Below are 26485 nucleotides of genomic sequence, written 5' to 3' on the forward strand. Positions count from 1 at the left end.
ATTAGCTTTCCAGCTGACTACCAATTGGTAGATCACGAATCCGCTTACCTGTTGCTGCAAAGATCGCATTACACAAAGCTGGCGCAATGGGTGGCATACCTGGCTCACCAACACCGCCCATTGGTTGATCATAATCATCACTTGCCACCAAATGCACATGAATCTCACGAGGGGCTTTATCCATCCGCGTCAGTTGGTAGGTATCGAAGTTATCTTCAACTGCAACACCCTCTTTAAAGCTTATTTCACCCAAAGTGGCTAAGCTGAGGCCCATGATACAAGCGCCTTCCATCTGAGAGCGAATACGCTCTGGATTAACCTGTGGTCCACAATCGATAGCGATATCAACGCGTGGAATCGTCAACTCACCATCCTCATCAACTTCGACTTCAATCACGGCAGCGGTGTAGGTGACGAAGCTGTAATGTGCAGCCAAACCAAGAGCACGGCCTTTAGGCATATCACGGCCCCATCCGGCTTTTTCCGTGACAGTTTCAATGACTCGTTTCAAACGACCGGTATCAGTTTGATATTTTTCTGGGTTCTCACCGTAGTTCCACTCATCAGACATTTCACTAGCGGCGATCTTACGATCTGGACCGAGTAACTCTAGTAAAAAGTCTTTATGATCAATACCTCGCTGTTGCGCCATTTCATTAATAAAGGAATGTATGGCAAAAGCATGAGGAATGTTCGATACCGAACGGAACCAACCAATTCGCGTATGAGGTGCCGCTTCTGGGTTCTCGATACGAACATTGTCGATAGCAAATGGCACATTCACTACGCCCATACCCAATTCAAATGGCATTTTGACTTTAACTGAATCGTCAAAGGTAGAGACGATGCTTGGTGCCGCAGTCCGATGTAACCAACCCGTTACTTTACCGTTATTATCAAAAGAGGCTTGTAGATGTTCGACGGACACTGTGTGGTAATAAGAATGCTGCAGATCATCTTCACGTGTCCAAGTGACTTTGACCGGCTGACCATCCATTGCTTTAGATAACAGTGCAGCCTCGACCATAAAGTCTGGTTTAGATTTACGGCCAAAACCACCGCCTAATAGCGTGACATGAACAGTGACATTCTCAGCATCCATTTCTAACCATTTTGCTACCGTATCACGACCCGCTTGAGGTGCTTGAATTGGCGCCCAAACTTCACAGTGATTGTCTTTAATGCGTGCAGTAGCTACTGGCGGCTCCATTGGTGCTTGCGCCAAGTGCGGCACATAATACTCAGCAAACATGGTGTCAGTGGCAGCGTCCATGGCTTTATCAATATCGCCATCATTTCTCACCACCTTGCCACCAGCATGACGAACTGACTCGGTTAACTGCTCACGATAAGTTTTGGAGTCATAGTTCGCGTTAGGGCCTTTTTCCCAGTTGATTTTCAACTTTTCACGGCCTTGCATGGCTGCCCAAGTGTTATCTGCAATAACTGCAACACCACCTAATGGGTTAAACACCGCCGGTGGTGGGCTACTTTTTAGTTCGACGACCTTACGCACGCCAGGCACTTTTAATGCCTCGCTGTCATCATAACTAGCAACCCGATCGCCATAGGCTGGCGGCCTGGCCACCACAGCAAACAACATATCGTCTAAACGAATATCCATCCCATAAACGGCAGTACCATTGGCAATAGCTTGGCCATCAATGATGTCGGTTGCCGCCTTACCGATGTAACGAAAATCACTGCTATCACGCAGCTGAAGTTGTTCACGAGCAGGCACCTCTAATTCGGCAGCTGCTTTAGCAACCTCACCAAAGCCCAGTTTTTCACCCGAAACTTGGTTGATAAGCTCGTGATTTTCGGTTTTAACTTGAGAAGCTTGAATCCCCCAATGCGCTGCCGCCGCCGCTTCCAGCATCATTCTGGCTGCAGCACCCACATTACGCATCGGCATAAAGAAGTGACGAATACTGCGTGATCCGTCGGTATCTTGGTTACCAAAACGTTTTTCATCACCTGGCGCTTGGGTCACCGTCACTTTTGACCAGTCAGCCCCCATTTCATCAGCAACGACCATTGGTAAAGAGGTCCGCACCCCTTGGCCCATTTCTGAGCGGTGAGCAACGATAGTCACTTGGCCATCTTCTGCAATTGATACAAACACCAATGGATCATCAACCCAACCATTTGGCATAGCATCACGGCCATACTTAGGTGCATCCTCAGCCAAGCTTGGTAAAGGCAAACCAACAGCCAATACTAACCCACTAAGAGCAAAGCCTTGCAGAACTCGACGTCGGCTAATATTGGCAATTTCGTAATCGGGATTTTTTGGTGTTTTACTCATGCTGACGTCTCCCGGCGGCTTGATGCCAGCTTGATGGCCTCACGGATGCGGTTGTAAGTACCACAACGACAAATATTGCCACTCATGGCTTCATCGATATCAGCATCAGTTGGTGCATCGTTATCACGTAGCAATGCAGTTGCAGCTACGATTTGTCCAGACTGACAGTAACCACATTGTGGAACGTTCATCTCAACCCAAGCTTGCTGAACAGCACGACCAATAGGTTCGTCAGCAACCGCTTCAATCGTTGTGATCTCTTGGTCTACAGCAAATTTAATAGGTGTCACACAGCTACGAGTTGGACCACCATCTAATAAAACGGTACAGGCGCCACATTGTGCTTTACCACAACCAAACTTTGTACCTTGCATTCCTAGCACATCGCGTAATGCCCATAACAAAGGCATATCTTCAGGCACATCAACGTCATGTTGTGTCCCATTAATTGTCAGTTTGACCATGGTGGCTCCCGTCTTTTTAAATCTGGAGGATTAACGACGACTGTGTCGTTAGTTTTAAAAAAATAACATGCCTGTATGACAGACAAATAACTTATTGCTGCTTCACCATCGAGGCGACCATGCCATTTACAATTCGCGCAGCTTCATCACTTTTTGTGCCACGGAACGTTGAAACGAGGAGTCTTGCTTCGTTGTAAGCCATATCAATTTCATCTTCAAATAACGCTTTAAAACGGCCAACACCTAAAATAAACGTGCCGCCTGTTTCAGCAATTTGTCGGTAGATCTGCTTTTCTGTTTTTGATTGTTTATCCACTATCAATTGCCCGACAAGCTGACTAAAAACAGGAATCGCCATGACAAATGAAACTAACTTGGCGACTTCTCTCGGATTACGTTCTTGCCAATACTGGGCATATGAAGAAATTTTACGAAAGGTTTTCCAGTCTAGGTTTTGTAAGGTTGTGATAGGGCCCGTGGGTTGAGCACCGCTAAATATTGCGTCAACGTCAACGCAAAAAGCGTGATAATCAGGTAAGGCAACGTCCGATAATCTTGCTGCGATACTAGCGATATCAGCCTCTAACTCTTCTTTGATAGTTAATGGCTTATCAAAATAAACAATGCTAGAACATAATGCCTGAGTGTTTTTATCTCGCCAGAAACGTAACGCTCTCGCTCTCGGATGAAACTCTGCCATGACAGCAACCGAAGAGAATAACTGGCGAAGATCAGGCATGATTGGCGTTAACTTATTCCATATCAACTTGAAACCTAGGACAAGTAATATCCAATTTTGTTCAACACTATTAACACAAAATAAAAACTCCGACCTCAATAGAGGCCGGAGCTGAAGTGTTTAGCTAAGTGCGTTTAACGCTGCCTCGTAATCTGGTTCGTCAGCTGTTTCTGCAACTTGTTCAGTGTAAATAACGTCACCGTTTTCATCGATGACAACAACTGCGCGTGATAACAGACCCGTTAATGGACCAGTCTTAAATGTCACACCATAGTCTTCACCAAATGTGCCTCTAAAAGCCGAACCAACAACAACATCATTCAAACCTTCAGCGCCACAAAAACGGCTCAATGCAAATGGCAAATCTTTAGAAACGCAGATAACGGTTGTGTTATCTAGGCTAGATGCTTTGCTATTGAATTGACGGACTGACATCGCACAAGTGCCGGTATCTACCGATGGGAAAATATTCAGAACCACACGGCCTGAAACATCACCTAAGTTTAATTCTGACAAATCATCTTTGACCAAATTAAATGCTGGCGCCTTGGCACCGGTCTTTGGCAAATCACCAACCGTTTCGATGGGATTACCTTTAAGTGTGACTGTAGCCATTACAAGCTCCTTGTTTGTTATCAGAAAAACCAAATAAACAGCGTTTACCTAACGAGTCACGCTGCAATGTTAAGAGTTAAATTGGGGATGGTAGATCGGTTTTTAAAGGGGGAGAAATAAAAAAGCCCCGACCAGAAACTGGTCGAGGCTTTTAAAAGCAGTCAAACGATTTTATTCGCTTTCTGTTTCAGCACTACTTGCTGAGTCAGCAACCGTAATCGCTTCTTGGCGATGTTCAAGCTCTAACGCTGGCAATAGTTGACCCATTGCTTCAGCTAACCAATAACATGCATAAATTTGGTCATAGTATGCTTCAACATAGTCGGCACCAGCTGTTAACAGCTCATTTTCACTGTCTAACAAATCCAGCAAAGTACGTTGACCCAGATTAAATTGTTGTGTGTAAGCTTCACGGGTTTTTTCCGCGGCTTCCATACGAATTTTTAATCGTGGTAAACGCTCTTGAGCCGTTTGCAAAGCATTCCATGCCAGACGAACATCTTGTTCGATAACACGTTGTGCACCCAAAATCTGCTGTTTTTGCTGCTCACTCAATGATTCCATTTGAGCAACACGGGCAGTATCTGCACCACCGTTGTACAGATTTTGTTGCAAGCGGAACATTGCCATCGTCTCTTTTTGATGACCTTCGTTACGCAGAATATTATCGCCATCAGCATTTAAGTTATTGTCAGCACGGGCACTCAACTGCAAATCTACACGTGGCTGGAAAGCAGCTTTTGCACCTTGTGTTTGTGCCAGTGAGGCTTCGTGGTTTGCTAAAGCGGCACGAATTGCTGGATGCTGATTTTGAGCAATATTAATCGCATCTTCTAATGTTGCTGGAGCACGATCACAGCAGCCATCACCAGGATTTGTTGTATTTTCAGGCAGATTGCCAATAACACGTAGGTAATTACTGTTAGCGTCTTCTAAGTTACCTTTATCTGCGGCAACGTTGGCTTTTGATAAAGCCAAACGAGCTGACGCTTGATCGGTATCAGCGCGGCGCCCAACACCGCTTTCTGCACGCTGTTCGATTTGGCTGTACATTCTTTCATGTGCAACCAGATTGTCTTCAGTCAGTGCTAATAACTCTTGGCGACGTAGCACATTGAGATAAACCTCAACCGCACGTAAACTGGTGGTTTCAGAGATATCCGAAACGGCAAAGCCAGCAGACTCAGCCGAAGATGATGTGCGGTCAACTTCACTTTTGGTATAAAAACCATCGTAAAGCATCTGGTTTAACTCAATTCCTGCTTCACCACGGTTTAATGAACGACCACCTGGACGTGTTGTCGGGTTGTTGGTGTATTCATGGCCATACCCCAAGTCCATATCAACTTGTGGTAAGTAGCCAGCACGCGCCTGGTCAATTGTTTTATCAACACTGATACGGCGATTGGCCTCTGCCAAAATTTGCGGGTTACTTTGAATCGTTTTATCAACCGCTTCGGTTACGCTCTGTGCCGAAACGTTCTGTGACGCCATCAGCAAACTAGCACTTAAAATTGAGGCTGATAAAGACAGCATTTTAAATTTCTGTGTCATGATGCGACTCCTGATGTCAGCGTATTGAGATTTCTACGCGACGATTTCTGACTTCCACTGTCTCGTCCGGTGTGCTGACGAACAAATCCGTTTCACCCCGACCTGAAATACGAATGGTTTCAGCAGGTACACCTGCTGCAATAAGGTCTTGCTTCACTTTTTCGGCACGGCGTAACGATAATGCATCGTTATAACTGTCCGATGCAGATGTATCGGTATGACCGATTAACACAACTTCATCGGCGTTTTTCGCCAAAACTTCCTGATAAATATCATCAGCTTCCCGAGCAGACTCGGGCGTGAATACGGTTTGATCAAGAAGGAAATATAAGCTCGCACTGAAAGGCGCTACCGCTGGTGGTGCGGCGGCAATTTGTGGTTTGGGTAATTCCACCTCAATGACTTCCGGCTTAGCGCAAAATGGAGATTCGGCTTGAGACACATTAACTGGCGCCTCAATTGATTCCCGTAATTCAGAAACCGGTCCACTCCCTGCACAGCCAGCAACAGCCACTACACTTAATAACACGCTGATACGCAATAAAATATTCATCCTGATGCCTCTATGCATATGTTTTTCATGTCGCGCAATCTGGCCGGGTAAATATTGATACAAATGTAGAATTTGTCTCATCCCTGAAAAAAGCCGGCGCCGTAGTAAACATTGTTTACCGTTCAATCAGTATCAGATTTTATTAATGTCAAGTCAACTGGCTATGCAATATTATTATTTTGTGACTTACATCACAAAGTTTAGCCCGGTAACTTTAAACTTTTAACGCACACTGATCTCAACGCGGCGATTTTCAGGCTCAGGGGTATTGTCTACAGTTGGCACTAATAGATTAGTTTCTCCCATCCCTTGTGTTTGAATAATCTCAGCAGGAACGCCAGCATTGATCAGGTTTTGTTTTACCTTTTCAGCTCTGCGTAATGATAAGGCATTGTTATAACTTGAGCTGGCTGCGGTGTCCGTATGTCCAACAATAATGATTTCAACATTCTGCCGGCCCAAAATTTGTTGATAAATCAACTCGGATTCAGCTAGTGACTCGGGCGTCAGTATGTCTTTATCCAATATAAAATAAAGTCTGGCGTAATAAGGTGCTGCTGGTAACGCTTTTAAAGCATCACCAAACATCGCATTCATTTGCGTATCATCTCCTTCAAACGCCTCATGGTCGTCTCCAACAATACGCATTGCCTGATACTCACCAATCAATGTTGCCTGCCGACCATCCGTAAATGTGATATCGACAATGCCCACACCATGATCTTCCGGCATGACCATATATGTTTCGGTAACGGGCTTAGCACAGAATGGAGAGCTGCCCTCAGTTAATATTACTGGCGCTTCAATCTGTGCTCGTAGTGGTGAGACAGGTTTATCAGGTCCAAAATAATTAATGCTGTTATGGTAAACCGCACAGCCATTGAGCAACGTTGCAGCACCAATCAAGCTGGCTATTAGTGTTTTCCTGTGTGCCATATCAACTCCTAAACGCTTATGGTGTTAGAAGCGGATCAACTTTGACGGAAAACTCTGTGCCCCGAACGGCCAAAATGGCTGCAGGCGTTTTAACTTGTAAGGCTCCCGGGCGTTTTTCCGTGAGCTTGCCAGAGATAACCGAAAGTGTTCCTTGTTGAATAGCTACACTAGCCTGACCATCATGTGTTTGTGGGTTAAAGCTAAATTGCTCTAGCGCCATGGTTGAATCAGGCCCTAAAGACAATCTAGCATCATCATGCAATAAAATGCCTACCGAGCCTGATGTGCCTGTCTTCAAGCTGTCTTGAGCGTATAAAGGAGCACCTAGCGTAGCATCAATTACATCACCGCCACGAACAACAGACACTTCACCACTTAAGGTTTTAATCGTACCTATAGTAGATTCACCGTGAGCGGCCATGGCTAATACCATTAAGCCCATCATTACTAACATTCGAAACATCTGACGCATTTTTCTACTCCTTGAAATTTCGTTATTTCATTGGCCTGTAGCTGCTTAGCCCTTTTTTATTAATCAAAGTAAGGCCTTTAAGTAGCTTGAACCTTCATTCATACAATCAAACGCATGCAAGCCAAGTTCATTTGCAAGATCGACACATACATTTATCCCCCGACAACTGTTACCCCTCTCATCCAAAGGTGGTGAGTAACTCGCAATACCTAGTTGTCGGTTAACCACGGCCAGTACGCCACCAGCAACACCACTTTTGGCAGGAACACCCACCTTGTATGCCCACTGCCCCGAATAGTCGTACATACCGCAGGTGAACATAATTGAGAGCATGTCTTTAACGCGGTCGATATCAAATACTTCTTCACCGGTGATTGGGTTTTTGCCCAAATTCGATAATGTGCCGCCCATGACGGCCAAGTCGCGGCAGTTCACCAAAATAGCGCACTGTTTGAAGTAGAGATCTAAAGCAGGTTCAACATCTTCCGGGATGATGCCGAAATTCAATAAAAGATGGGCGATAGCTCGATTACGATGACCTGTTCGTGACTCTGACTGATAAACCGACTCATCTATTGATAACTCTCTACCAGCCGCTGCACTAAATCGAGACAGCATGAAATCAAGTGCCTCGTCTTTATACTTCTGATATAGCAATGCCGTTACAGTGATTGCCCCAGCATTAATCATCGGGTTGAAGGGACGATGACTCTGTTTCTGTAATTCAATGGAATTAAAGGCATCACCACTCGGTTCTACACCAACGTGCTCTGCGACTTTATCGGCACCATAAATCTCTAAGGCCATGCCATATGTGAAAGGCTTAGAGGTAGATTGAATGGTGAAGGTCTTATCCGCATCACCAGTCTCAGCAATTTTGCCATCCGCTGTTACAACACAAATACCGAAGCTATCAGGATCCGCTTTGGTTAACTCAGGAATATAACTGGCCACCTCACCGGCTTTCACACCTTTATGTCGGGTATGCAGCTGCTCAACAATGTCTTGAAGCCAAGGATGATTTCGTTCGGTCATATCAAACATTAATTATCGACTTCCTTTCGCGGCCTTACAAAAGGTTTGGCCAAAACTGGTATGTCATCTTGTAGGATTTGCAATTTACATGCCTCTTAAACCTTTTTTCATACCATGAAAATTGATAGCTAGTTCACATAAGTCTTTTGGCCAAAATCACAACCTGACCATCAATTATATTTTTGTGACACCCATCACAAAACTGCGCCAAAATAGGGCGGCTCATGCATATTTCGCCCCAAATAAGGGCGCAAAAAAGGAAGGCAGCAATAACATGCTTGAAATAGTCAACATAATGATAGTGGACAGTTTTTTGCTTATAACTTCGAGTTGATAAGACCGAAAACATCCCAAAAGGCCAAATATGCTTTTATTTCGTCAACGTTTAAATCACTTCAGATGAACTTAGGCTCGATAAGCAAAATACCATTAAGCCATCTAGGGCCAGTTTTTGGCCTATTAGCACTCATTGTTTTTCATTTACTTGGTCTTATTCCTTTCCAACAAATGCTTCGCAGTAACAGTTTTGATTTGTATCAAAACCTCATGCCCAGAGAACGCATTTCAGCGCCTGCTGTTATTGTGGAAATTGATGAACAAAGTCTTGCGCAACTCGGTCAGTGGCCTTGGCCACGTAGTTTGCTAGCAAAATTAATAGACCGCATTGGCGAAATGCAGCCAGCGGCCATCGCGCTTGATATCATCATGCCAGAGGCTGACCGCACTTCTCCCTGTCAGGTTATTTCACTGGTCCCGCAAGCCAATACACAACTGAAAGATCAAATTTGTAACCTTCCCAGCAATGATGAGTTACTTGCTGACAGCCTATCTCGCAACCATGCCATATTAGGAGTGGCAGGCATTGACAGTAACCAGTCGGTGAACGTTCACACTGCTCCAACGCTAGCTAGAGGTGAAGATCCCAAGCCTTGGCTCATTCACTTTAACTCCGCACTCACCAATTTACCTTTATTAAGTTCTGCAGCAGCAGGGCACGCAATTTTAAGTACAGAAATGGAACGCGGGGTTATTCGACGATTGCCACTTATCGCAACTGTTGGCAACACACTCATGCCAACCTTATCAATGGAAATGTTACGTATCGCCAGTGGTAACAACACCTTTAATGTCACAACAGGCGAGAATGGCGTTGAATATGTCGGCATCGGTGATCTGCAAATCCGTACGCAAAATGACGGTACTGTCTGGCTAAATTACAGCAAACACTCATCGGAACGATTTATCTCTGCAGTTGATGTGCTTCGCGGCAACATTGATAAAAGCAGCTTAGACAGCAAACTGGTATTGCTAGGCTTTTCTGGGCTTGGCTTGGTGGACTTCCCTACCACCGCGCTCGGCGAGCGTGTACCTGGTGTAGAAATTCACGCTCAAATGCTTGAGGCAATTTTTGACCAAACAAGTTTAGACCGCCCGGAATGGACATTATGGCTAGAGGCACTTTTTCTCGCGCTAGCAGGCCTCATCGTGCTTTATCTTTTGCCTAAATTACGCACGACAACGCAAGTTATTTTTGTTGTTGGCTTTATCAGCATCATGCTAGCAATCGGTTTTATTAGTTTTAGAAACGCGTATTTGTTGATTGATGTTGCTTCGCCATTGTTAATGTTTGTCTTGCTATATATGGCGATGCTTGCAGATTCATTAATCCGAGATGAAGGTCAAATACGTACGCTGGAGCTTGATTTACAAAGTCAACGTGAAGCTGCGGCCAAAGTACAAGGTGAGATGGAAGCTGCTAAACGGTTTCAAATGGGGATTTTGCCGGACCCTCAACAAACCTTTGAAAACGAGCCCAGAGTAGACATAGCCGCCATCATGGAGCCCGCCAAAATGGTAGGTGGCGACTTATATGATTGCTTTATGTTGGATGAGCATCACATGTTCTTTTCACTGGGTGATGTTTGTGGCAAAGGTGTGCCTGCCAGTCTATTCATGGTTATTAGCAAAACACTGTGTAAAAGCGTCGCCTTGCGTGACAACGCCGACTTTTCAGAAATTGGTGCACTGATTTCACAGGCCAATAAAGAAATCGCCCGAGATAACCCGGAAATGTTATTTGTCACCGCATTTATCGGCATCTTGGATCTACGAAACGGCGAACTCAACTACTGTAATGCCGGCCATGAAAGACCACTGATCATTGCTCCAGACTGCCGGCCAAAAACGCTGGATGCAGCCAGTGGTCCACCTATCAGTATTATTGACGATATTGCTTACGAATCATTTCGCTACAGGTTGTCTCCTGAAGAGTTTATTTGTGTCTTCACCGACGGGGTTACTGAAGCTACAAATGTCGATAATGCCCTTTTTGGTAGCGATCGTTTAGAAAATAGTTTGAAAGATGTGCACCAAGAAGACACTGCAGCAACAGTATTAGACCGCGTCTGCAAAGCAGCCCATGCATTTGTTGATAACCACGAGCCGTCTGACGATTTGACCATGATGGTTATTCGTTGGCGCGGAAATTGATAGTAAAAAGTAAACTGCATTACACAAGGAAAAATGAATGAATATCGATGAACAAATTTTAGACAACGACGTCAGAAAAATTAATCTATCAGGCCGAATGGATTTGGATGGTGTTGCCCAGATAGAAAAAGACTTTGCAGGGATGACCAAAGCACCTGCCACAAAAGTCATCGTTGATATGAGCGAGGTGCCTTATATGTCGTCGATTGGTATTAGAGCATTGCTGATGAATGGCAAAGCGGTCACAGGCCGAGGTGGAAAGTATGTATTGATGGGCACCCAAGCGGATGTTCGTAATGTGCTTGAAGTATCAGGCATCGACAAGCTGATTCAGATTTGTGATGGCCTTGATCAAGCCATCGATGCTGTAACGGTATAGCGGAGTATTAGCTTTTGACAGCTTTAAAGTCAGCTACACACGCGGTTAGCCTGCAGTTACAAAACCAAACTGCAGAAATTGCCCGAATGAGTGCATGGCTTGAAACCACCCTAACGTCATGGGGGGTGGATAAGGCGCCACTGTTTCGGATTGACCTATCAGCCAATGAAGCCGTTACCAATATCTTGAGCTATGCCTTTCCTGAAGGTGGGCAGCACGATATTTTGTTATCGCTTAAATATACTAACAATGAATTGGAGTTAGCTATCACCGACGATGGTATGGCATTTAATCCATTAGCTATGCCACCACATGTGCAACCTGCCACATTGGCTGATGCTCAAATTGGTGGGCTTGGCATCGACTTAATCCGTCATTACATGGATGACTGCAGCTATCAACGAAATGGCAACAAAAACAGTTTAATATTAAAGCTGAGTCTAGAAGACAAAGCTTAAAAGTTGGGGTGATATCGAACCATGTCAATAAAGACTTGGCTCACATTTATCTCAAATAAACCTTAACTTATTGGAAATTTCTGATTTAGAATCTTTGTCAGAGTCTTGCCCTATGGTAGGGTTAGGCAATCAACAATAGGTGATTTACATGAAATTAACTTCGTTTGTATTAGCACTTTTAATGGTTATGGGTCTGACTGCTTGTAATACGATGCAGGGCCTTGGTGAAGATATGAGCGCCGCTGGTGATGCCATCGATCGCAAAGCTGAAGAGAAAAAAGGTTACTAATCACTGAGAACATCCAGGCAACGCCGCCAATCGGTTACTTCCGTTAGCAAAACATGGCTATCTTACAACTTTAAGCGAGGGTTACGTTATGACTGATACCGCTACTGTAAAGCCAGAATTGAGCGATGAGTTACTTGCCTTGGCCGTAAGTACGTTTGGATTGGTTCGCCAAAATGATACAACCACGCTGCGAAGCCGTTTAGAGGAAGGTTTGCAGCCTGATTTGCGTGATGAAAATGGTTATAGCCTGCTGATGCAGGCTTGCCATGATGGGCTCTATCAAGTCTGTCAGATGTTGTTAACACAGGGAGCGGATATTAATGCCGCCGCCCCTGATGGCAAAACACCGCTAATGTTTGCGGCCATGTTTAACCACATCGATATTATTGAATTACTGTTAACCCATGGTGCAGATCCTTATGCCAAATCAGCTGATGATTTGACTGCTTTAGGATTAGCTCGTGCCATGGGTGCAGAAGCTGCAGCAAGGCGGTTAGCACAACACGTCGAATTATTTTAAATCACAATCTGACAAAAGCCGCGCCCAGGGCGCGGCTTTGTCTATCTGTCAGTCTGACTAAATAATAGTCAAAATAGTCCTTGCCCTTCGGGTAACCAGATCATTCAAGCTGACCTCAATCATGGAATATTGATGAGCGAAATTTTTACCGTCGAACAATTAAAAACCGATTTTGATCCTGATAATACGGTACTCAGTGCGCTTAGAAAACTCATCGCTCGACTACGTAAAGGTGGCGAGGATGAAGCCTCCGAGCGGATGGATGAACTACTCGACTTGTTAGCCTCAGAAACTGAATTGCGTCAACTAATCGGTAATCGCTTCCATGGTTGGTTTGTCGAGCAAAACCTCTATTCAGCAATTGTTAGTTTGGGGATATTTTCTCGTCGCGGCTTTCTCAATGAGTTTATGACTCGCCTTTATGACAAGGTTAATCCCCCGCCATTGGATTTAGGCAACTCAAAAGACGTATTAACGCTGATGTTTAATCAGCGAAGCGATGATGATTGGCTGGCAACCATTTCGTCAGAACAGTGGTTAAAACTCCACACCTTGTTGGCACAAGACATTGAGGCCGACACCCTTCGAGCCTCCGTCGTCCATTTCCAAGAACAATGTTTATACGCCATGGAAATGCTAGCTATATGGGTTGCGGCAGAAGAGCTAGAGCCAGAGCTTATGCGGATAGATAGACGCCTAGTCGACAACGACTCGGCATTTATCGTTTTACAACGTGAGCTACAGCCATTTGTGCTCAATATGACTGAGCGTTTTACCGATGAAAGTCTTGAACGTTATAACCCCGATCATATTTGGGTAATGATGGATCAATGCCGTGAGTTGGTTCAACGCTTAAGACGCCGCGGAGCTGGTGCGGCCGGTTCATCAATCTCAGTAGCGCATTTACTTGAGCGGCTTGAGCAAACTTTAGAGCGTATTGAAGAGCTGCTAAATATTTTGAGCAGTGAAGATAAACAAGAACAGCAAACTCGGTGTTTGGCTCTTTGGCAAAAACTGGTGATCGCCACCACCGAAAAAAATAGCCTCAAATCGCTGGTCAAAAACAGTATCGGCATGCTGTCACGTAGCATCACACAAAATAAAAGTGATCATGGTGAACACTATATCGTCCGTGAAAAATCAGCTTTCCTGTCCTTATTCCGTTCAGCTGCTGGCGCCGGTGTTTTAATCGCCCTAATGGCACTTAACAAAATCTATATCGAAAGTTTAGAGCTAAGCAGTGGAATGAATACCTTGCTAGTAAGCCTTAACTACGGCATTGGTTTTATGATTGTGCATATGCTGCATTTCACCATTGCTTCCAAGCAGCCAGCGATGACAGCAGCCAACTTTGCGGCTGAAGTTGAACGCGGTGAAAACGGTCGTGCAGCCCACAAAAAGTTGGCGACACTGTTGATTGATGTAAACCGATCCCAGTGGGGAGCGGTTTGGGGCAATGTATTGACCGCGATTGGTATCGCCAGTCTGATTGCTATCAGTAGTATTTGGTTTCTTAGCCAACCATTATTAGATGAAGAAACGGTTACCTATCAATTAAATGCCATCACACCAATTGGCGGTATGGCCATTTTTTATGCCTCTATCGCGGGTGTATGGTTATTTTGCTCGGGGATCATCGCGGGGTATTTTGATAATCGCGCCGATTATCTCGAGCTACGCTCACGATTACGCTATCACCCGTTTGTACGCGGCTGGGTTAAAGATAGCTGGCGAGAAAAGTTCGGCAACTATATCCATGACAACTACGGCTCTTTAGCTGGTAACTTTTTCTTTGGTATTTTGCTGGGAATTACACCTTACATAGGTCATTTACTCAATTTACCGCTAGATATTCGTCACGTAGCGTTCTCTGCCGCCAACCTCGGCTATGGCGCTTTCAGCAGTAGTGTCGGTCTCTTTGAGTTTTTGATGTATCTGTTTTTTGTATTGTTGATTGGCTTCTTTAATCTATGGGTGAGCTTCACGCTAGCATTAGTTGTTGCCCTTAGAGCTCGCGGCACTGCGATCACTCGTCTAAGTGTGTTGCTACGTAGCCTTTGGGATCAGGCTAAAGAAAACCCAACCAAAATATTCTTCCCGGTAGGCATGGCGCAACAAACCATTAAAGAAGCGCAGGAAGGCAATGACGCACACTCAGGGAGCTAAACGCTGATGCTGCCATTGGCCGTTATCGTCTAAACGATAAACGATACGATCATGTAATCGAGACGCACGGCCCTGCCAAAACTCCCAATAGTCTGGCACCAAGCGATAACCGCCCCAATGTTCTGGACGCGGCGGATTTAAACCAAATTGGGTGGCATACTTTGCTGCCCGTCCAGCGATTAATGTGCGGCTTTCAATAATCTCGCTTTGTGGCGATGCCCAAGCGCCAATTCGGCTGCCAAGTGGTCGTGTTTGGTAATAAGCATCCGACTCTGTCCCAGCGACTTTTTCTACGCGCCCTTCAATACGAATTACCCGCTCTAGCTCAGGCCAAAAGAATTGCAATGCTGCGTATGGGTTTACTGCTAATGCCTGTCCTTTACGGCTTTGATAATTGGTAAACCAGACAATACCCTGAGCATCATAACCTTTGATAAGCACAGGGCGACAAGCAGGCCGACCACTCACATCAACGGTGGCTAATGTCATTGCATTAGGTTCGTTCACTTCACTTTTGATAGCTTCATTAAACCATTTCTCAAACTGACGCAGCGGTTCATTAGCAGTGCTTGCTTCATCAAGCTCGCCAAGCTCATAACTTTTTCGTAAATCTGCAATGTGCTTATCTTTTTGCATCGCTTTACCCTAAATGGAATCTGGTTTTAATATTTACGGAATACCATCAACATACTATTGTCCACAAAAGTTGCTCCGCAAACCACAGTTGTCATCTTAAGCAATAATGAGTCAGGCTTGGGAATTTATCAGTTATTGGTAAAAACGATTATTTATTACGGAAATAAATGATTTTTACTATTAAATTCCTGTGTTATCTTCAAATTCGTAGTAAATAACAAGCACGATAACCATAAGGCAGTGAGAGGAGACGATTCATGAGTGAAGAACAAAATCAAAATAGCGGCAGATGTCCCGTCATGCATGGCGGTTTAACTGAAAGCGGCAAATCTAATATGGCTTGGTGGCCTGAGAACCTGAACCTAGATATTCTCCACCAGCACGACAGTAAAACAAACCCAATGGGTGTAGACTTTGACTATCGCAATGAAGTCAAAAAGCTGGATTACGAAGCATTAGAAAACGATATGCGCCAGTTAATGACCGATAGCCAAGAGTGGTGGCCGGCTGACTGGGGACATTATGGCGGCTTGATGATTCGTATGGCATGGCATGCAGCCGGTACCTATCGTCTTGCTGATGGCCGTGGTGGTGGCGGTACAGGTAACCAGCGTTTTGCGCCGCTGAACTCTTGGCCAGACAACGGTAACTTGGACAAAGCACGACGCCTGTTGTGGCCATTGAAGAAAAAGTATGGCAATAAAATCAGTTGGGCAGATTTATTCATCTTGGCCGGTAACATTGCCTACGAAACCATGGGTTTGAAAACCTTTGGCTTCTCCTATGGCCGTGCCGATATCTGGCACCCAGAAAAAGACATTTACTGGGGCGCAGAAAAAGAATGGTTGGCCCCATCTGATAACCGTTATGACAATGTCGCTAAACCCGACACCATGGAAAATCCATTAGCCGCCGTGCAAATGGGGCTTATCTATGTGAACCCAGAAGGTGTGAACGGTCAGCCAGATCCGTTAAAAACTGCTGAACAAGTACGTGAAACGTTTGGCCGTATGGCGATGAACGATGAAGAAACCGCGGCGTTAACGGCGGGTGGCCATACCGTTGGTAAAACACATGGTAACGGTAGTGCCGAAGCGCTTGGCCCTGAACCAGAAGCGGCTGATGTACATGAGCAAGGTTTTGGCTGGCACAACCCGCACATGCAAGGTAAAGCAGCCAATGCGGTCACCTCAGGCCTTGAAGGTGCTTGGACAGCAAACCCAACACAATTTGATATGGGTTACTTCGAGATGTTGTTTGGCTATGAGTGGGAGCTGAAAAAAAGCCCTGCAGGTGCTTGGCAGTGGGAACCAATCGACATTAAAGAAGAGCACAAGCCAGTTGACGCCAGTGATCCAAGTATTCGTCATAACCCGATCATGACTGATGCTGATATGGCCATGAAAATGGATCCGGCCTATCGCGCCATTTGTGAGAAGTTTATGGCAGATCCAGCGTATTTCCGTGATTGTTTCGCACGTGCATGGTTCAAACTGACTCACCGCGATATGGGACCAAAATCTCGCTATATTGGCCCAGCCGTACCTGATGAAGATTTGATTTGGCAAGATCCTATTCCACAAGGTGAAACCAACTACATTGAAGAAGTTGTTAAAGAGAAAATTGCTGATGCAGGTTTAACACTTCAAGAATTGGTTTGTACTGCGTGGGATAGTGCGCGTACCTATCGTGGTTCTGATATGCGTGGTGGCGCTAATGGCGCGCGGATTCGTTTAGCACCACAAAAAGACTGGGAAGGTAATGAACCTGCTCGATTGGCAAAAGTCTTGGCAGTCTACGAGAAAATTGCTGACGAGACCGGTGCCAGCATCGCTGATGTGATTGTTTTAGGCGGTAATCTTGGTATTGAGCAGGCAGTAAAAGCGGCTGGCTATGAAGTTCACGTACCATTTGCTAAAGGTCGCGGTGATGCCAGTGATGACATGACAGATAGTGAGTCTTTTGACTCGTTAGAGCCTTTGGCTGATGGTTTCCGGAATTGGCAAAAACAACACTATGCCGTTAAGCCAGAGGAAATGTTGTTAGACCGGGCACAATTAATGGGGCTGACGGCACCAGAAATGACCGTATTGCTGGGTGGTATGCGTGTGCTTGGCACCAATTATGGTGATACCAAACATGGTGTATTTACCGACCGTGAAGGCGCATTGACCAATGATTTCTTCGTCAATCTGACCGATATGGCGAATACCTGGAAACCCGTTGGTCGCAACCTGTATGAGATCAACGATAGAAAAACAGGTGCAACCAAATGGACTGCAACACGGGTTGATTTAGTGTTTGGCTCAAATTCCATTTTGCGGGCTTATGCAGAGGTTTATGCACAAGACGACAATGCGGAGAAATTCGTGAATGACTTTGTACGCGTTTGGACCAAAGTCATGAATGCTGATCGATTCGACTTACGTTAAATCTATTCAGCGTCATAAAATCAATGGCCTTAGCAACTCAGGTTGCTAGGGCCTTTTTATTTAAAAACAAATAGATACCTTAAAAACTGTGTTAATTGCCCTACTCCTCGGCAAATCACCAAATTTTGCCAGCCAATATCCACTTACCATGCAAGGCTGACATTATTGGCTGGAAAGTTTCATGTTTCGATTAAAACGCACCGTAGCTTTAGGACTGCTTTGTTTTGTAGCACCTATTCACGCACAAACTGAAAACACGCAAGATAACGCACGTATTCTTGATTCGCTGACCGTGACCGCAACCGAATCCACAGGATTAAATCTTGATAGCCCGACTGAGGCCGGATCACGTTTAGGGCTCACCAACCGTGAAAATCCAGCATCCGTTGCTATCGCCGATCGCCAAACCATGGAATTAATTGGCGCCCGTGACTTGCAAGATGCTGCGAATATTTTGCCAGGTATTAATGTCGCCTCACTCCCCGGCCGTGGTGGCTTTGCGTCCTATCGTGGTTTCACCGGATCCCAAGTTAATCAGCTGTTTAATGGTATTCCACTCGCATATAGCATCGCAGCGAGACCGGTTGATGCTTGGATTTATGATCGAGTTGAAGCTGTTGGCGGCCCATCATCATTTTTATATGGTGCCAGCTCTGTCGGCGGTAGCCTCAACTATGTCACCAAAATTGCAGAGCGAACAGATCAGGACATCAGCGGCCGATTAAGTTATGGCCGATTTGATAGCTCAGAAGCAGCCATTGGTGTGAATAAAGCTTTAAATGACAGTAACTGGATACGACTCGATTACAGCCATAATGAAAGTAACGGCTATATTGATCGAAATGATAGCCGCGCCGATAGCATTGCATTGTCATGGCTGACCGACATCAATTCAAAGCTCTCTCACACGCTAGCTGTTGAATATCAAGAAGAAGAGGTTAACAGCCCATATTGGGGAACACCGACACTCAACCCACAAACCGGCACTTTAAAAATTGACGAAAACCTTCGTCATAAAAACTTTAACGTCGAAGATGGTCGCTACGAGCAACGCGTTCGCTGGATGCGTTCTATTACCGATTATCAATTTAACGACAAAACCGCACTGCGAAACACCTTTTATCATTACAACGCAGAGCGTGATTACCGAAACCTTGAAGGTTATGCCTACACAGACAATACCAATATGACCATTCAACGTCGGGCAGGCTATCTTCAACGCCATTCTCAAGAAATGAATGGTAACCGAGTTGAGCTAACGCACTTTGGTGAATTATTTAATCGCCGTAGTGATTGGGCTGTAGGCTTTGATTTTAACGTCAATCATCATACCGGTTATCCAACCTCATCAGGTAACTTTGATGTGATTGATCCGTATAACTTTGAACCGGGAAGCTTTGATGATTTAGGCTTTGGCAGTTTGCAGCGTGGTCGCAGTAACCGCGTTGAAATGGCCTCGGTATTTGTTGAAAATCGTCAGGGTCTGACTGATCGGCTGTCATTAATTTCAGCACTTCGTTACGACCACATCGATTTTAGTCTGACCAGTTCACCGGGCGCAGCAGAAACCACCAGCACATGGAATACGGTATCGGGTCGCTTAGGTTTGGTATTTGCGGTCAATGATGATCTCAGCCTGTACACCCAATACAGCACATCTGCTGAACCACCAGGCGGCACCTTAACAACTTCGAGCAATACCACTATTGATGACTTTGATATCAGTAAAGGGCGTCAGTTTGAAGTCGGTGCGAAATTTAATTACTTAGAAGACCGTGGTAGCGCGACGATTGCCGCTTATCATATTGTTCGTAAAAACTTTTTAACGCGTGATCCCAACGACAATACGCAATTTCTTGAAGTCGGCCAGCAAACTTCGAAAGGCATTGAGTTTGCGACCTCATTACAGTTGACCGATACCCTGCGTGCGGAAGGTAATGTGGCTATCGTTGATGCTGAGTTTGATGACATGTTTGAAGGTGGAGAATCGTTAGCTGGCTATACCCCAAGTCAGGTGCCTGAGCGTCTTGCTAATTTATGGCTGATTTATCAACCCACACAAGTATGGCAGCTGGGTTTAGGTTCGCGTTATGTCGCTTCTGTGTATGCCAATAACCAAAACACCCAAAAGTTACCGGCTTACACGCTTTATGATGCTTTTGTCAGTTATCGTGTTAACCAAAATGCCAATCTGACACTGCGTGGCCGTAACTTGTCAGATAAGTTATATGCCTACTCAGGCTCAACCTCACAGTTTTATGTGGGCGAGCCACGTAGCGTTGAATTGAGCTTAGATCTCAGGTTCTAATGCTACGCCAACTCTACTTATGGCATCGCTGGCTGGGGATAATACTCTGCCTGTTTATGGCTGCGTGGTTTATCTCCGGCGTGGTGATGTTATTTGTTGGCTACCCAAAACTGACACCAGCAGAACACCTAGAAAGACTGCCTGAACTCAATCTATCTAGTGAAAACTGCTGCATTAACGTTGCTGAGGCACTGGAACGGACCGGTAAAACCAACACACCTAGCAACATCAAACTGAGCAGCATTGCCGGTAAAGCTTATTACTTATTTAGCTATCGAAGTGGCCCTGTAATCGCCATTAATGCAGCAACCGGTGAAAAGCTTGCCAGTGCAGACAAGAATCTTGCTTTGGCTTCAGCAGACGCTTTTTATCAAGGCGATAAACCCGCTGAGTATCTAGGTTTAATCGAACGTGATGCTTGGACACAATCTCGCGGCTTAGATAATGAACGACCGTTACATGCCGTTCGTATTCATGATGAAGCTGAGCGAATTCTGTATTTGTCCTCACATAGCGGCATGGTCGTCCGTGATGCCACATTTACCGAACGTTCTTGGGGCTGGCTCGGCGCTTGGCTTCATTGGTTATATCCAGTCAGACACTTATCTTGGTGGGCAGAGTTGGTTATTTACCTGTCACTTGCCGGCACATTCACTAGTTTAATTGGCCAATATTTAGGCTTAAAACGCTGGCGTTTTTCCAAAGTCTATAAAAATGGCTCTCACTCGCCATATATCAGCCATTTCACATACTGGCATCACATTATCGGGCTGGTTTTTGGCATCTTTTTAATTGCTTGGGTGTTTAGCGGTTTAATGTCGATGCGGCCATGGAATTTGCTATCAACACCAACCAGCTTAGAAACCAACAATTATCATGGTGACATCACGGCAAGTTTCGCCAGTCCGCCAGCAACAAAAGACCTACTCAAGGCTTTTCAAAACAAAGGCATGTCAGTCAGCGAACTTGAATGGGTGATTGTTGATAATCAGGCTTGGGTCACAGCCTATGAAGGGAGTGGGCACTCTCAGACATTAGCCATGACACAGCCCAATCAGATATTCGATACCTTGCCGGTAAATGTTCTTGAAAAAGCGGTTGGTAATATCTCAACCACTCACCAAGCCACTAGCTCATGGCTGACAAACTATGACTTTTATTATGTCGCTCGTGAACAGCAAAGTATGTATGGCAGCCAACATCGACCATTGCCAATAATGCGAGTTAAGTTTGATGACACTGAAAACACTTGGTATCACATCAATCCGTTTAACGGGAATATTTTGCAAGTCGTCACTGAATCTCAACGTGCCAACCGCTGGCTGTTTAACCTATTACATAGCTGGGACTGGCATGTGTTACTGAGCCGCCCATGGTTACGCGAAGGCCTCATGATTCTATTTAGCCTTGGCGGTTTTATTATCAGTATTACTGGTGTTGTCTTGGGCTACCGTCGGCTTGTGCGTAAGTTCGCACATAATAAAAAGCCTCAACGTAAATCCAACGCTGAGGCTTTCAATTTAAATGGTGGGCCCACTAGGACTTGAACCTAGGACCAAGGGATTATGAGTCCCCTGCTCTAACCAACTGAGCTATAGGCCCGTTTAGATTAACTGTCTGAGTCTAAGAAGCTTCTCAGTTGGTCTGAACGTGAAGGATGACGTAATTTACGTAATGCCTTAGCTTCAATCTGACGGATACGCTCACGGGTAACGTCAAACTGTTTACCAACTTCTTCCAACGTGTGGTCTGTATTCATATCAATACCGAAACGCATACGCAGTACTTTGGCTTCTCTTTCAGTCAGGCCGTTTAATACACCTTGAGTGGCTTCACGCAGGCCTTCGATGATGGCGGAATCTGCTGGAGACATAACGTTAACGTCTTCAACGAAGTCACCCAAGTGTGAATCTTCATCATCACCGATTGGTGTTTCCATCGAAATCGGTTCTTTAGAGATTTTCAGTACCTTACGGACTTTGTCTTCTGGCATGTCAACGCGTTCTGCTAATTCATCTGGCGTTGGTTCACGACCCATTTCTTGTAACATTTGACGTGCAACACGGTTGAGTTTGTTGATGGTCTCAATCATGTGTACCGGAATACGGATAGTACGCGCTTGGTCGGCAATTGAACGGGTAATCGCCTGACGGATCCACCACGTTGCATAGGTTGAGAATTTGTAACCACGTTGGTATTCAAATTTATCAACTGCTTTCATCAAGCCAATGTTGCCTTCTTGAATCAGATCCAAGAATTGCAAACCACGATTGGTGTATTTCTTAGCGATTGAGATAACCAGACGTAAGTTAGCTTCAACCATTTCTTTCTTAGCGCGACGCGCTTTGGCTTCAGCAATCGACATTTGGCGGCTGATTTCTTTGATTTCGGAAATATTTAAGCCACGGTCTGCTGCGATTTCAGCCAGAATGGTTTGTGCTGCCAAAATATCATCATGATGTTTTTTAATCGTTGATGAGTAATGCTTTTTCGCACGGATGAATTTATCAGCCCATTCAAGGTTGCTTTCGTTGCCTTGGAATGAGTCAATGAAATCACGTCGATTCATACGCGCATCTTCAACGACGATATCCATAATGCGTTTTTCTTGCTTACGGACTTCTTCGATGGTTTCAGACATCAGGTTGTTCAAATAGGCCAATGTTTTAGGCGTTAATTTGAATTCCATAAACAGGTTACTAGCCTGCTCACGCGCCTCAACCATGTCATCGCCCTCTGTGCTGAGGACTTTTTTGTATGCTTCAGTTAACGCGGCAAAGCGTGCACGCGCTTCTTCAGGGTCAATTTCACCTGAATCATCATCGTCATCACTTACGCCACCAACATCATCGTCATCATCATCGTCTGAATCACTATCATCAGAGTCATTATTGTCTGTATCGTCTTCATCATCATCGGTTGTTTCGATGTTTTCTTCTGGTGAAACGAAACCACGAATCAGTTCGTTAATGCGCATTTCACCTGCTTCAACAGCATCAAAGAACTCTAAGAATGAGGCGATACACGGCGGGTAAGTAGACAGCATCATCAGGCTTTCACGTAAGCCAGCTTCGATGCGTTTGGCGATAACGATTTCGCCTTCACGAGTTAACAGTTCAACACTACCCATTTCACGCATGTACATGCGGACTGGGTCTGTCGTACGACCAAATTCACCATCAGAGCTTGCTAATACGGCAGCAGCCTCTTCGTCTGAAACTTCGTCATTAGAAGACGCAGCTTCTGCCAGACGTTCCATTTCGTCGGTATCCATGCCATCTTCATGAACCATGATACCGAGGTCACTGAACATACTGACAATGTCTTCGACCTGATCCGCATCAACCAAATCTTCAGGGAGATGATCGTTAATCTCACCATAGGTGAGGTAACCGCGTTCTTTCCCCAAAGCAATGAGCTCTTTAACGCGTGATTGTTGATCTTTCATTCGACCCCTTTGACATCATGATGCATAACAGACGGAACACTATATTATAGCGAAACTGTGCCTGTATTGCATTAAATTTGACTGTAGAACATCCACTTAAAAGCGCTTAAATGCCTTTAACTCATCACGCTCGCTGGCAGACAGCTGACTAAACGGTTTACTAGTCAGCATCGCGTAGCGCGCATTTTCGGCATCCGCTCTCAGGGTTTTTAAAACCCCTTGAAAATCAGCACTTAATTTTTCTGCATCGTCAAAATCTAGCGGTTCTTTAGCCAATTTTAAGAGATGCGGATAAAAGCGTGACTCTCGGCAGCGCTCCAATAATCTTGCTGATGTGTTTATTTGGGGACTCTCGCGCAGTATTTCAAGCATCGATAACAACACTGGAATACCTGGTGATTCTAGATTGTTTAACTTGCTGATATCCCCTGCATGTTGCGATAACTCGGGGAATTGCACCAACATCGTAATTGCCCGTCGCTCAGGCGTTTTATTGGCACTGGCTGACTTTTCAGCTGCAACACGTTTTTTAGGCTGAGGGGCACGTTCAATATGTTTTTTTAACGTGGCCTGCGACGTTTGCGCTGCCTCTGCTAATTGCTGCTCAAGCATGTCACGATAAACACCCGCCTGGATTCGCGCCAGATAAGGTTTGGCAATCTCAATAAGCCGAGCACGACCATCCATTGAGTTCATATCCACACGCTGCATCAATGTTGCCAAAAAGAACGCCGAAAAACCCTGCGCCTCATTTACTTGCTGATTAAATGCTTCTGCACCTTGGCTACGCACAACCGAATCGGGATCTTCACCTTCCGGCAAAAACATAAACTTCAGCTCAAAATTTCCACCCAAAATTGGCAATGCATTCTCTGCTGCCCGCCATGCCGCATCAAAACCAGCCCTATCGCCATCAAAACAAAACACAATTTCTGGCGCGCTACGTGTTAACTGACGCAAATGCTCTGGTGTCGTAGATGTGCCAAGTGTTGCCACCGCATTGTTAATACCAAATTGTGCTAAGGCAATGACGTCCATGTAGCCTTCAACGATTAAGATTCGCTGTAATTGTCGATTGGCTTTACGTGCTTGGTACAAGCCATAAAGCTCTTGGCCTTTATGGAAAACCGGCGTTTCCGGTGAGTTTAGGTATTTCGGGTTATCTTCTGGATCAACAATACGACCACCAAAGCCAATCACTCGGCCACGTCTATCACGGATCGGAAACATCAATCGCTTACGAAAACGATCGTAGATGCGGCCTTTGTCGTTTTTGATCAGCAAACCACCTTCTTGCAACATGTCGATGGTTTGTTGGTTATTGCCGAATGTTCGTAGCAAGTTATCCCAGCCATCTGGCGCAATACCGATATCAAAGGCTCTGATGATGTCGGCGCTTAAACCACGTTGGTTTAAATAGTCTTCGAATAATGACTTTTGGGGATGGTTATAAAGTTGGTGCGAGTAATACTTGGCGACCTTATCCAGCAGATCATAAAGATTCTGACGTGCAGGCGTTAATGTTGCCTGTTGGGTGACCGGTACTTGCATGCCGACACTGTCAGCTAATTCTTGAATAGTCTCAGGAAAACTTAGCTGTTCGTACTCCATCAAGAAACCAACTGCGGTGCCATGCGCACCACAGCCAAAGCAATGATAAAACTGCTTTTCTGGACTTACCGTGAAGGACGGTGATTTTTCGTTATGGAATGGGCAACAGGCTTGAAGGTTTTTGCCGGCCTTTTTTAGTGGCACACGGCTGTCTATGACGTCGACGATATCAACGCGTGCAAGGAGTTCATCAATAAATTGAGGAGGGATCTGACCGGCCATAACGTTAATTATGGCCGAAGATCATCATTGATGGTAACCATGTCTGTAACAGACTTGGTGTCAGGGAGGTTCAGGCGCTTAAAACTGCCTTTACTTGGCTACTAACCGCACCCATGTCAGCGCGACCTTGAACTTGTGGACGCAAGACATTCATCACTGCGCCCATATCTTTGATACTGCTGGCGCCACTTTCTGCGATTGCAGAAGCAATGGCGGCTTCTAATTCAGCCTCGGTCAGCGGTGTTGGCAAAAATTCTTCGATAATTGCTAACTCTGAGCGCTCGACCACAGCTAAATCTTCACGGCCAGCTTGTTCAAACTGCGCTAAAGAATCTTTGCGCTGTTTGGTCATTTTGGTCAAAACAACAATGACGTCGTCATCACTCAGATCTTGGCGATTATCGACTTCTAATTGTTTGATTGCGGCAGTGATCTGACGCAATGTCGCAAGACGCTCTTTTTCTTTGGCGCGCATCGCGACCTTGATTTCGTCTTGGATTTTGACCTTTAACGGGCTGGCTTCAGCAGGCATAGAAGAACAGCCTGTCTTAGTACAGACGTACGCGGCTAGCGTTTTCGCGAGCCAGTTTCTTCTGGTGACGTTTTACTGCAGCGGCAGCAGCACGCTTACGTACAGTTGTTGGTTTTTCGTATGCTTCGCGGGCACGTGCTTCAGCAACAGTACCGGCTTTTTCACAAGCACGTTTGAAACGACGCAGCGCTACGTCAAATGGTTCGTTCTCTTTAACTCGTACAGCAGGCATTAAAAATTCCCTAAACAGTAATCAATGAAAAGCCCTTAATTGTACGAAATATCTAAGAGAAAGCAAATACTTGAATCATCTTATTT

23 protein-coding genes and 1 tRNA gene are annotated in these 26485 nt (G+C 45.2%); 9 read left to right on the top strand and 15 right to left on the bottom strand.

Going from position 1 to position 26485, the window contains the following annotated elements; all coding sequences use genetic code 11:
• Position 1 precedes the first annotated feature (1 nt).
• The 9 genes from OMP94_RS05290 to glsA all read right to left on the bottom strand — a co-directional run bounded on the left by OMP94_RS05290 (position 2) and on the right by glsA (position 8685).
• Positions 2 to 2308: a xanthine dehydrogenase family protein molybdopterin-binding subunit gene (locus tag OMP94_RS05290; protein WP_266276885.1), complete on the bottom strand. Its 2307-nt coding sequence runs from the start codon at positions 2306 to 2308 to the stop codon at positions 2 to 4.
• Complete coding sequence (locus tag OMP94_RS05295) at positions 2305 to 2772, bottom strand: (2Fe-2S)-binding protein (RefSeq protein ID WP_266276887.1); 468 nt, start codon at positions 2770 to 2772, stop codon at positions 2305 to 2307. The genes OMP94_RS05290 and OMP94_RS05295 overlap by 4 nt, the downstream gene beginning before the upstream one ends.
• Before the next feature lie 91 nt (positions 2773 to 2863).
• Positions 2864 to 3511: a hypothetical protein gene (locus OMP94_RS05300; RefSeq protein ID WP_266276889.1), complete on the bottom strand. Its 648-nt coding sequence runs from the start codon at positions 3509 to 3511 to the stop codon at positions 2864 to 2866.
• A 120-nt stretch (positions 3512 to 3631) separates the two neighbouring features.
• Positions 3632 to 4126, bottom strand: a complete 495-nt coding sequence (tpx, locus tag OMP94_RS05305; protein WP_266276891.1) for a thiol peroxidase — start codon at positions 4124 to 4126, stop codon at positions 3632 to 3634.
• A 171-nt stretch (positions 4127 to 4297) separates the two neighbouring features.
• Positions 4298 to 5680, bottom strand: coding sequence for a TolC family outer membrane protein (locus OMP94_RS05310; RefSeq protein WP_266276893.1), 1383 nt, complete (start codon positions 5678 to 5680; stop codon positions 4298 to 4300).
• 16 nt (positions 5681 to 5696) lie between these two features.
• A complete protein-coding gene (locus OMP94_RS05315) occupies positions 5697 to 6233 on the bottom strand; it encodes an OmpA family protein (protein WP_266276895.1) in 537 nt (178 codons plus the stop codon).
• 222 nt (positions 6234 to 6455) lie between these two features.
• Complete coding sequence (locus OMP94_RS05320) at positions 6456 to 7169, bottom strand: OmpA family protein (protein ID WP_266276897.1); 714 nt, start codon at positions 7167 to 7169, stop codon at positions 6456 to 6458.
• Between the two features lie 16 nt (positions 7170 to 7185).
• Entirely contained in the window at positions 7186 to 7641 is a 456-nt protein-coding gene (locus OMP94_RS05325; RefSeq protein WP_266276899.1) for a FecR family protein, read from the bottom strand.
• Positions 7642 to 7704: 63 nt separating this feature from the next.
• The gene (gene glsA, locus OMP94_RS05330) at positions 7705 to 8685 is read right to left on the bottom strand and encodes a glutaminase A (protein ID WP_266276901.1); all 981 of its coding nucleotides are present in this window, start codon (positions 8683 to 8685) and stop codon (positions 7705 to 7707) included.
• Positions 8686 to 9075: 390 nt separating this feature from the next.
• Here glsA and OMP94_RS05335 point away from each other — a divergent pair, with 390 nt between their 5' ends.
• From OMP94_RS05335 to OMP94_RS05360, 6 genes are all read left to right on the top strand, one after another.
• Positions 9076 to 11166, top strand: coding sequence for a CHASE2 domain-containing protein (locus OMP94_RS05335; protein ID WP_266276903.1), 2091 nt, complete (start codon positions 9076 to 9078; stop codon positions 11164 to 11166).
• A gap of 37 nt (positions 11167 to 11203) precedes the next feature.
• Positions 11204 to 11545 (top strand): STAS domain-containing protein, encoded by a 342-nt coding sequence (locus OMP94_RS05340; RefSeq protein WP_266276905.1) that lies wholly within the window; start codon positions 11204 to 11206, stop codon positions 11543 to 11545.
• A 14-nt stretch (positions 11546 to 11559) separates the two neighbouring features.
• Positions 11560 to 12003 (top strand): ATP-binding protein, encoded by a 444-nt coding sequence (locus OMP94_RS05345; protein ID WP_266276907.1) that lies wholly within the window; start codon positions 11560 to 11562, stop codon positions 12001 to 12003.
• Between the two features lie 148 nt (positions 12004 to 12151).
• Complete coding sequence (locus tag OMP94_RS05350; RefSeq protein WP_266276909.1) at positions 12152 to 12292, top strand: entericidin A/B family lipoprotein; 141 nt, start codon at positions 12152 to 12154, stop codon at positions 12290 to 12292.
• Between the two features lie 88 nt (positions 12293 to 12380).
• Complete coding sequence (locus tag OMP94_RS05355; protein ID WP_266276911.1) at positions 12381 to 12812, top strand: ankyrin repeat domain-containing protein; 432 nt, start codon at positions 12381 to 12383, stop codon at positions 12810 to 12812.
• Between the two features lie 132 nt (positions 12813 to 12944).
• Positions 12945 to 14978 carry a site-specific recombinase gene (locus OMP94_RS05360; protein ID WP_266276913.1) on the top strand — a complete coding sequence of 678 codons (2034 nt, stop codon included), beginning with the start codon at positions 12945 to 12947 and terminating at the stop codon, positions 14976 to 14978.
• Here the strand turns inward: OMP94_RS05360 and pdxH are convergent.
• Positions 14967 to 15614: a pyridoxamine 5'-phosphate oxidase gene (pdxH, locus tag OMP94_RS05365; RefSeq protein WP_266276915.1), complete on the bottom strand. Its 648-nt coding sequence runs from the start codon at positions 15612 to 15614 to the stop codon at positions 14967 to 14969. The genes OMP94_RS05360 and pdxH overlap by 12 nt on opposite strands.
• A gap of 257 nt (positions 15615 to 15871) precedes the next feature.
• Here pdxH and katG point away from each other — a divergent pair, with 257 nt between their 5' ends.
• From katG to OMP94_RS05380, 3 genes are all read left to right on the top strand, one after another.
• Complete coding sequence (katG, locus tag OMP94_RS05370) at positions 15872 to 18046, top strand: catalase/peroxidase HPI (RefSeq protein WP_266276917.1); 2175 nt, start codon at positions 15872 to 15874, stop codon at positions 18044 to 18046.
• Between the two features lie 181 nt (positions 18047 to 18227).
• Positions 18228 to 20354, top strand: coding sequence for a TonB-dependent receptor (locus OMP94_RS05375; protein WP_266276919.1), 2127 nt, complete (start codon positions 18228 to 18230; stop codon positions 20352 to 20354).
• Positions 20355 to 20410: 56 nt separating this feature from the next.
• Entirely contained in the window at positions 20411 to 21901 is a 1491-nt protein-coding gene (locus OMP94_RS05380) for a hypothetical protein (RefSeq protein ID WP_323135058.1), read from the top strand.
• Here the strand turns inward: OMP94_RS05380 and OMP94_RS05385 are convergent.
• The 5 genes from OMP94_RS05385 to rpsU form a co-directional block, all read right to left on the bottom strand.
• Positions 21880 to 21956, bottom strand: a tRNA-Ile gene (locus tag OMP94_RS05385). The two genes, OMP94_RS05380 and OMP94_RS05385, sit on opposite strands and share 22 nt — an antisense overlap.
• A 7-nt stretch (positions 21957 to 21963) precedes the next feature.
• Positions 21964 to 23802 carry an RNA polymerase sigma factor RpoD gene (rpoD, locus tag OMP94_RS05390; RefSeq protein ID WP_266276923.1) on the bottom strand — a complete coding sequence of 613 codons (1839 nt, stop codon included), beginning with the start codon at positions 23800 to 23802 and terminating at the stop codon, positions 21964 to 21966.
• 96 nt (positions 23803 to 23898) lie between these two features.
• Entirely contained in the window at positions 23899 to 25635 is a 1737-nt protein-coding gene (dnaG, locus tag OMP94_RS05395) for a DNA primase (RefSeq protein WP_266276925.1), read from the bottom strand.
• Positions 25636 to 25705: 70 nt separating this feature from the next.
• Positions 25706 to 26167: a GatB/YqeY domain-containing protein gene (locus tag OMP94_RS05400; RefSeq protein WP_266276927.1), complete on the bottom strand. Its 462-nt coding sequence runs from the start codon at positions 26165 to 26167 to the stop codon at positions 25706 to 25708.
• A 16-nt stretch (positions 26168 to 26183) separates the two neighbouring features.
• On the bottom strand, positions 26184 to 26399 hold the full coding sequence (gene rpsU / locus OMP94_RS05405) for a 30S ribosomal protein S21 (protein WP_009725418.1): 216 nt from the start codon (positions 26397 to 26399) through the stop codon (positions 26184 to 26186).
• Between the last annotated feature and the right edge of the window lie 86 nt (positions 26400 to 26485).

Source organism: Methylophaga sp. OBS3, assembly GCF_026319325.1.
Classification (GTDB): domain Bacteria; phylum Pseudomonadota; class Gammaproteobacteria; order Nitrosococcales; family Methylophagaceae; genus Methylophaga.

Excerpts from the sequence above, each read along its gene's own strand:
- OMP94_RS05400 (WP_266276927.1), bottom strand. The coding sequence starts at position 26,167 with ATGCCTGCTGAAGCCAGCCCGTTAAAGGTCAAAATCCAAGACGAAATC.
- rpsU (WP_009725418.1), bottom strand. The coding sequence starts at position 26,399 with ATGCCTGCTGTACGAGTTAAAGAGAACGAACCATTTGACGTAGCGCTG.
- OMP94_RS05375 (WP_266276919.1), top strand. The coding sequence starts at position 18,228 with ATGTTTCGATTAAAACGCACCGTAGCTTTAGGACTGCTTTGTTTTGTA.
- OMP94_RS05360 (WP_266276913.1), top strand. The coding sequence starts at position 12,945 with ATGAGCGAAATTTTTACCGTCGAACAATTAAAAACCGATTTTGATCCT.
- tpx (WP_266276891.1), bottom strand. The coding sequence starts at position 4,126 with ATGGCTACAGTCACACTTAAAGGTAATCCCATCGAAACGGTTGGTGAT.
- OMP94_RS05380 (WP_323135058.1), top strand. The coding sequence starts at position 20,411 with ATGGCTGCGTGGTTTATCTCCGGCGTGGTGATGTTATTTGTTGGCTAC.
- katG (WP_266276917.1), top strand. The coding sequence starts at position 15,872 with ATGAGTGAAGAACAAAATCAAAATAGCGGCAGATGTCCCGTCATGCAT.
- OMP94_RS05295 (WP_266276887.1), bottom strand. The coding sequence starts at position 2,772 with ATGGTCAAACTGACAATTAATGGGACACAACATGACGTTGATGTGCCT.
- OMP94_RS05320 (WP_266276897.1), bottom strand. The coding sequence starts at position 7,169 with ATGGCACACAGGAAAACACTAATAGCCAGCTTGATTGGTGCTGCAACG.
- pdxH (WP_266276915.1), bottom strand. The coding sequence starts at position 15,614 with ATGCAAAAAGATAAGCACATTGCAGATTTACGAAAAAGTTATGAGCTT.
- OMP94_RS05325 (WP_266276899.1), bottom strand. The coding sequence starts at position 7,641 with ATGCGTCAGATGTTTCGAATGTTAGTAATGATGGGCTTAATGGTATTA.
- OMP94_RS05335 (WP_266276903.1), top strand. The coding sequence starts at position 9,076 with ATGAACTTAGGCTCGATAAGCAAAATACCATTAAGCCATCTAGGGCCA.
- dnaG (WP_266276925.1), bottom strand. The coding sequence starts at position 25,635 with ATGGCCGGTCAGATCCCTCCTCAATTTATTGATGAACTCCTTGCACGC.
- OMP94_RS05310 (WP_266276893.1), bottom strand. The coding sequence starts at position 5,680 with ATGACACAGAAATTTAAAATGCTGTCTTTATCAGCCTCAATTTTAAGT.
- OMP94_RS05350 (WP_266276909.1), top strand. The coding sequence starts at position 12,152 with ATGAAATTAACTTCGTTTGTATTAGCACTTTTAATGGTTATGGGTCTG.
- OMP94_RS05315 (WP_266276895.1), bottom strand. The coding sequence starts at position 6,233 with ATGAATATTTTATTGCGTATCAGCGTGTTATTAAGTGTAGTGGCTGTT.
- OMP94_RS05300 (WP_266276889.1), bottom strand. The coding sequence starts at position 3,511 with ATGCCTGATCTTCGCCAGTTATTCTCTTCGGTTGCTGTCATGGCAGAG.
- OMP94_RS05340 (WP_266276905.1), top strand. The coding sequence starts at position 11,204 with ATGAATATCGATGAACAAATTTTAGACAACGACGTCAGAAAAATTAAT.
- glsA (WP_266276901.1), bottom strand. The coding sequence starts at position 8,685 with ATGTTTGATATGACCGAACGAAATCATCCTTGGCTTCAAGACATTGTT.
- rpoD (WP_266276923.1), bottom strand. The coding sequence starts at position 23,802 with ATGAAAGATCAACAATCACGCGTTAAAGAGCTCATTGCTTTGGGGAAA.
- OMP94_RS05290 (WP_266276885.1), bottom strand. The coding sequence starts at position 2,308 with ATGAGTAAAACACCAAAAAATCCCGATTACGAAATTGCCAATATTAGC.
- OMP94_RS05355 (WP_266276911.1), top strand. The coding sequence starts at position 12,381 with ATGACTGATACCGCTACTGTAAAGCCAGAATTGAGCGATGAGTTACTT.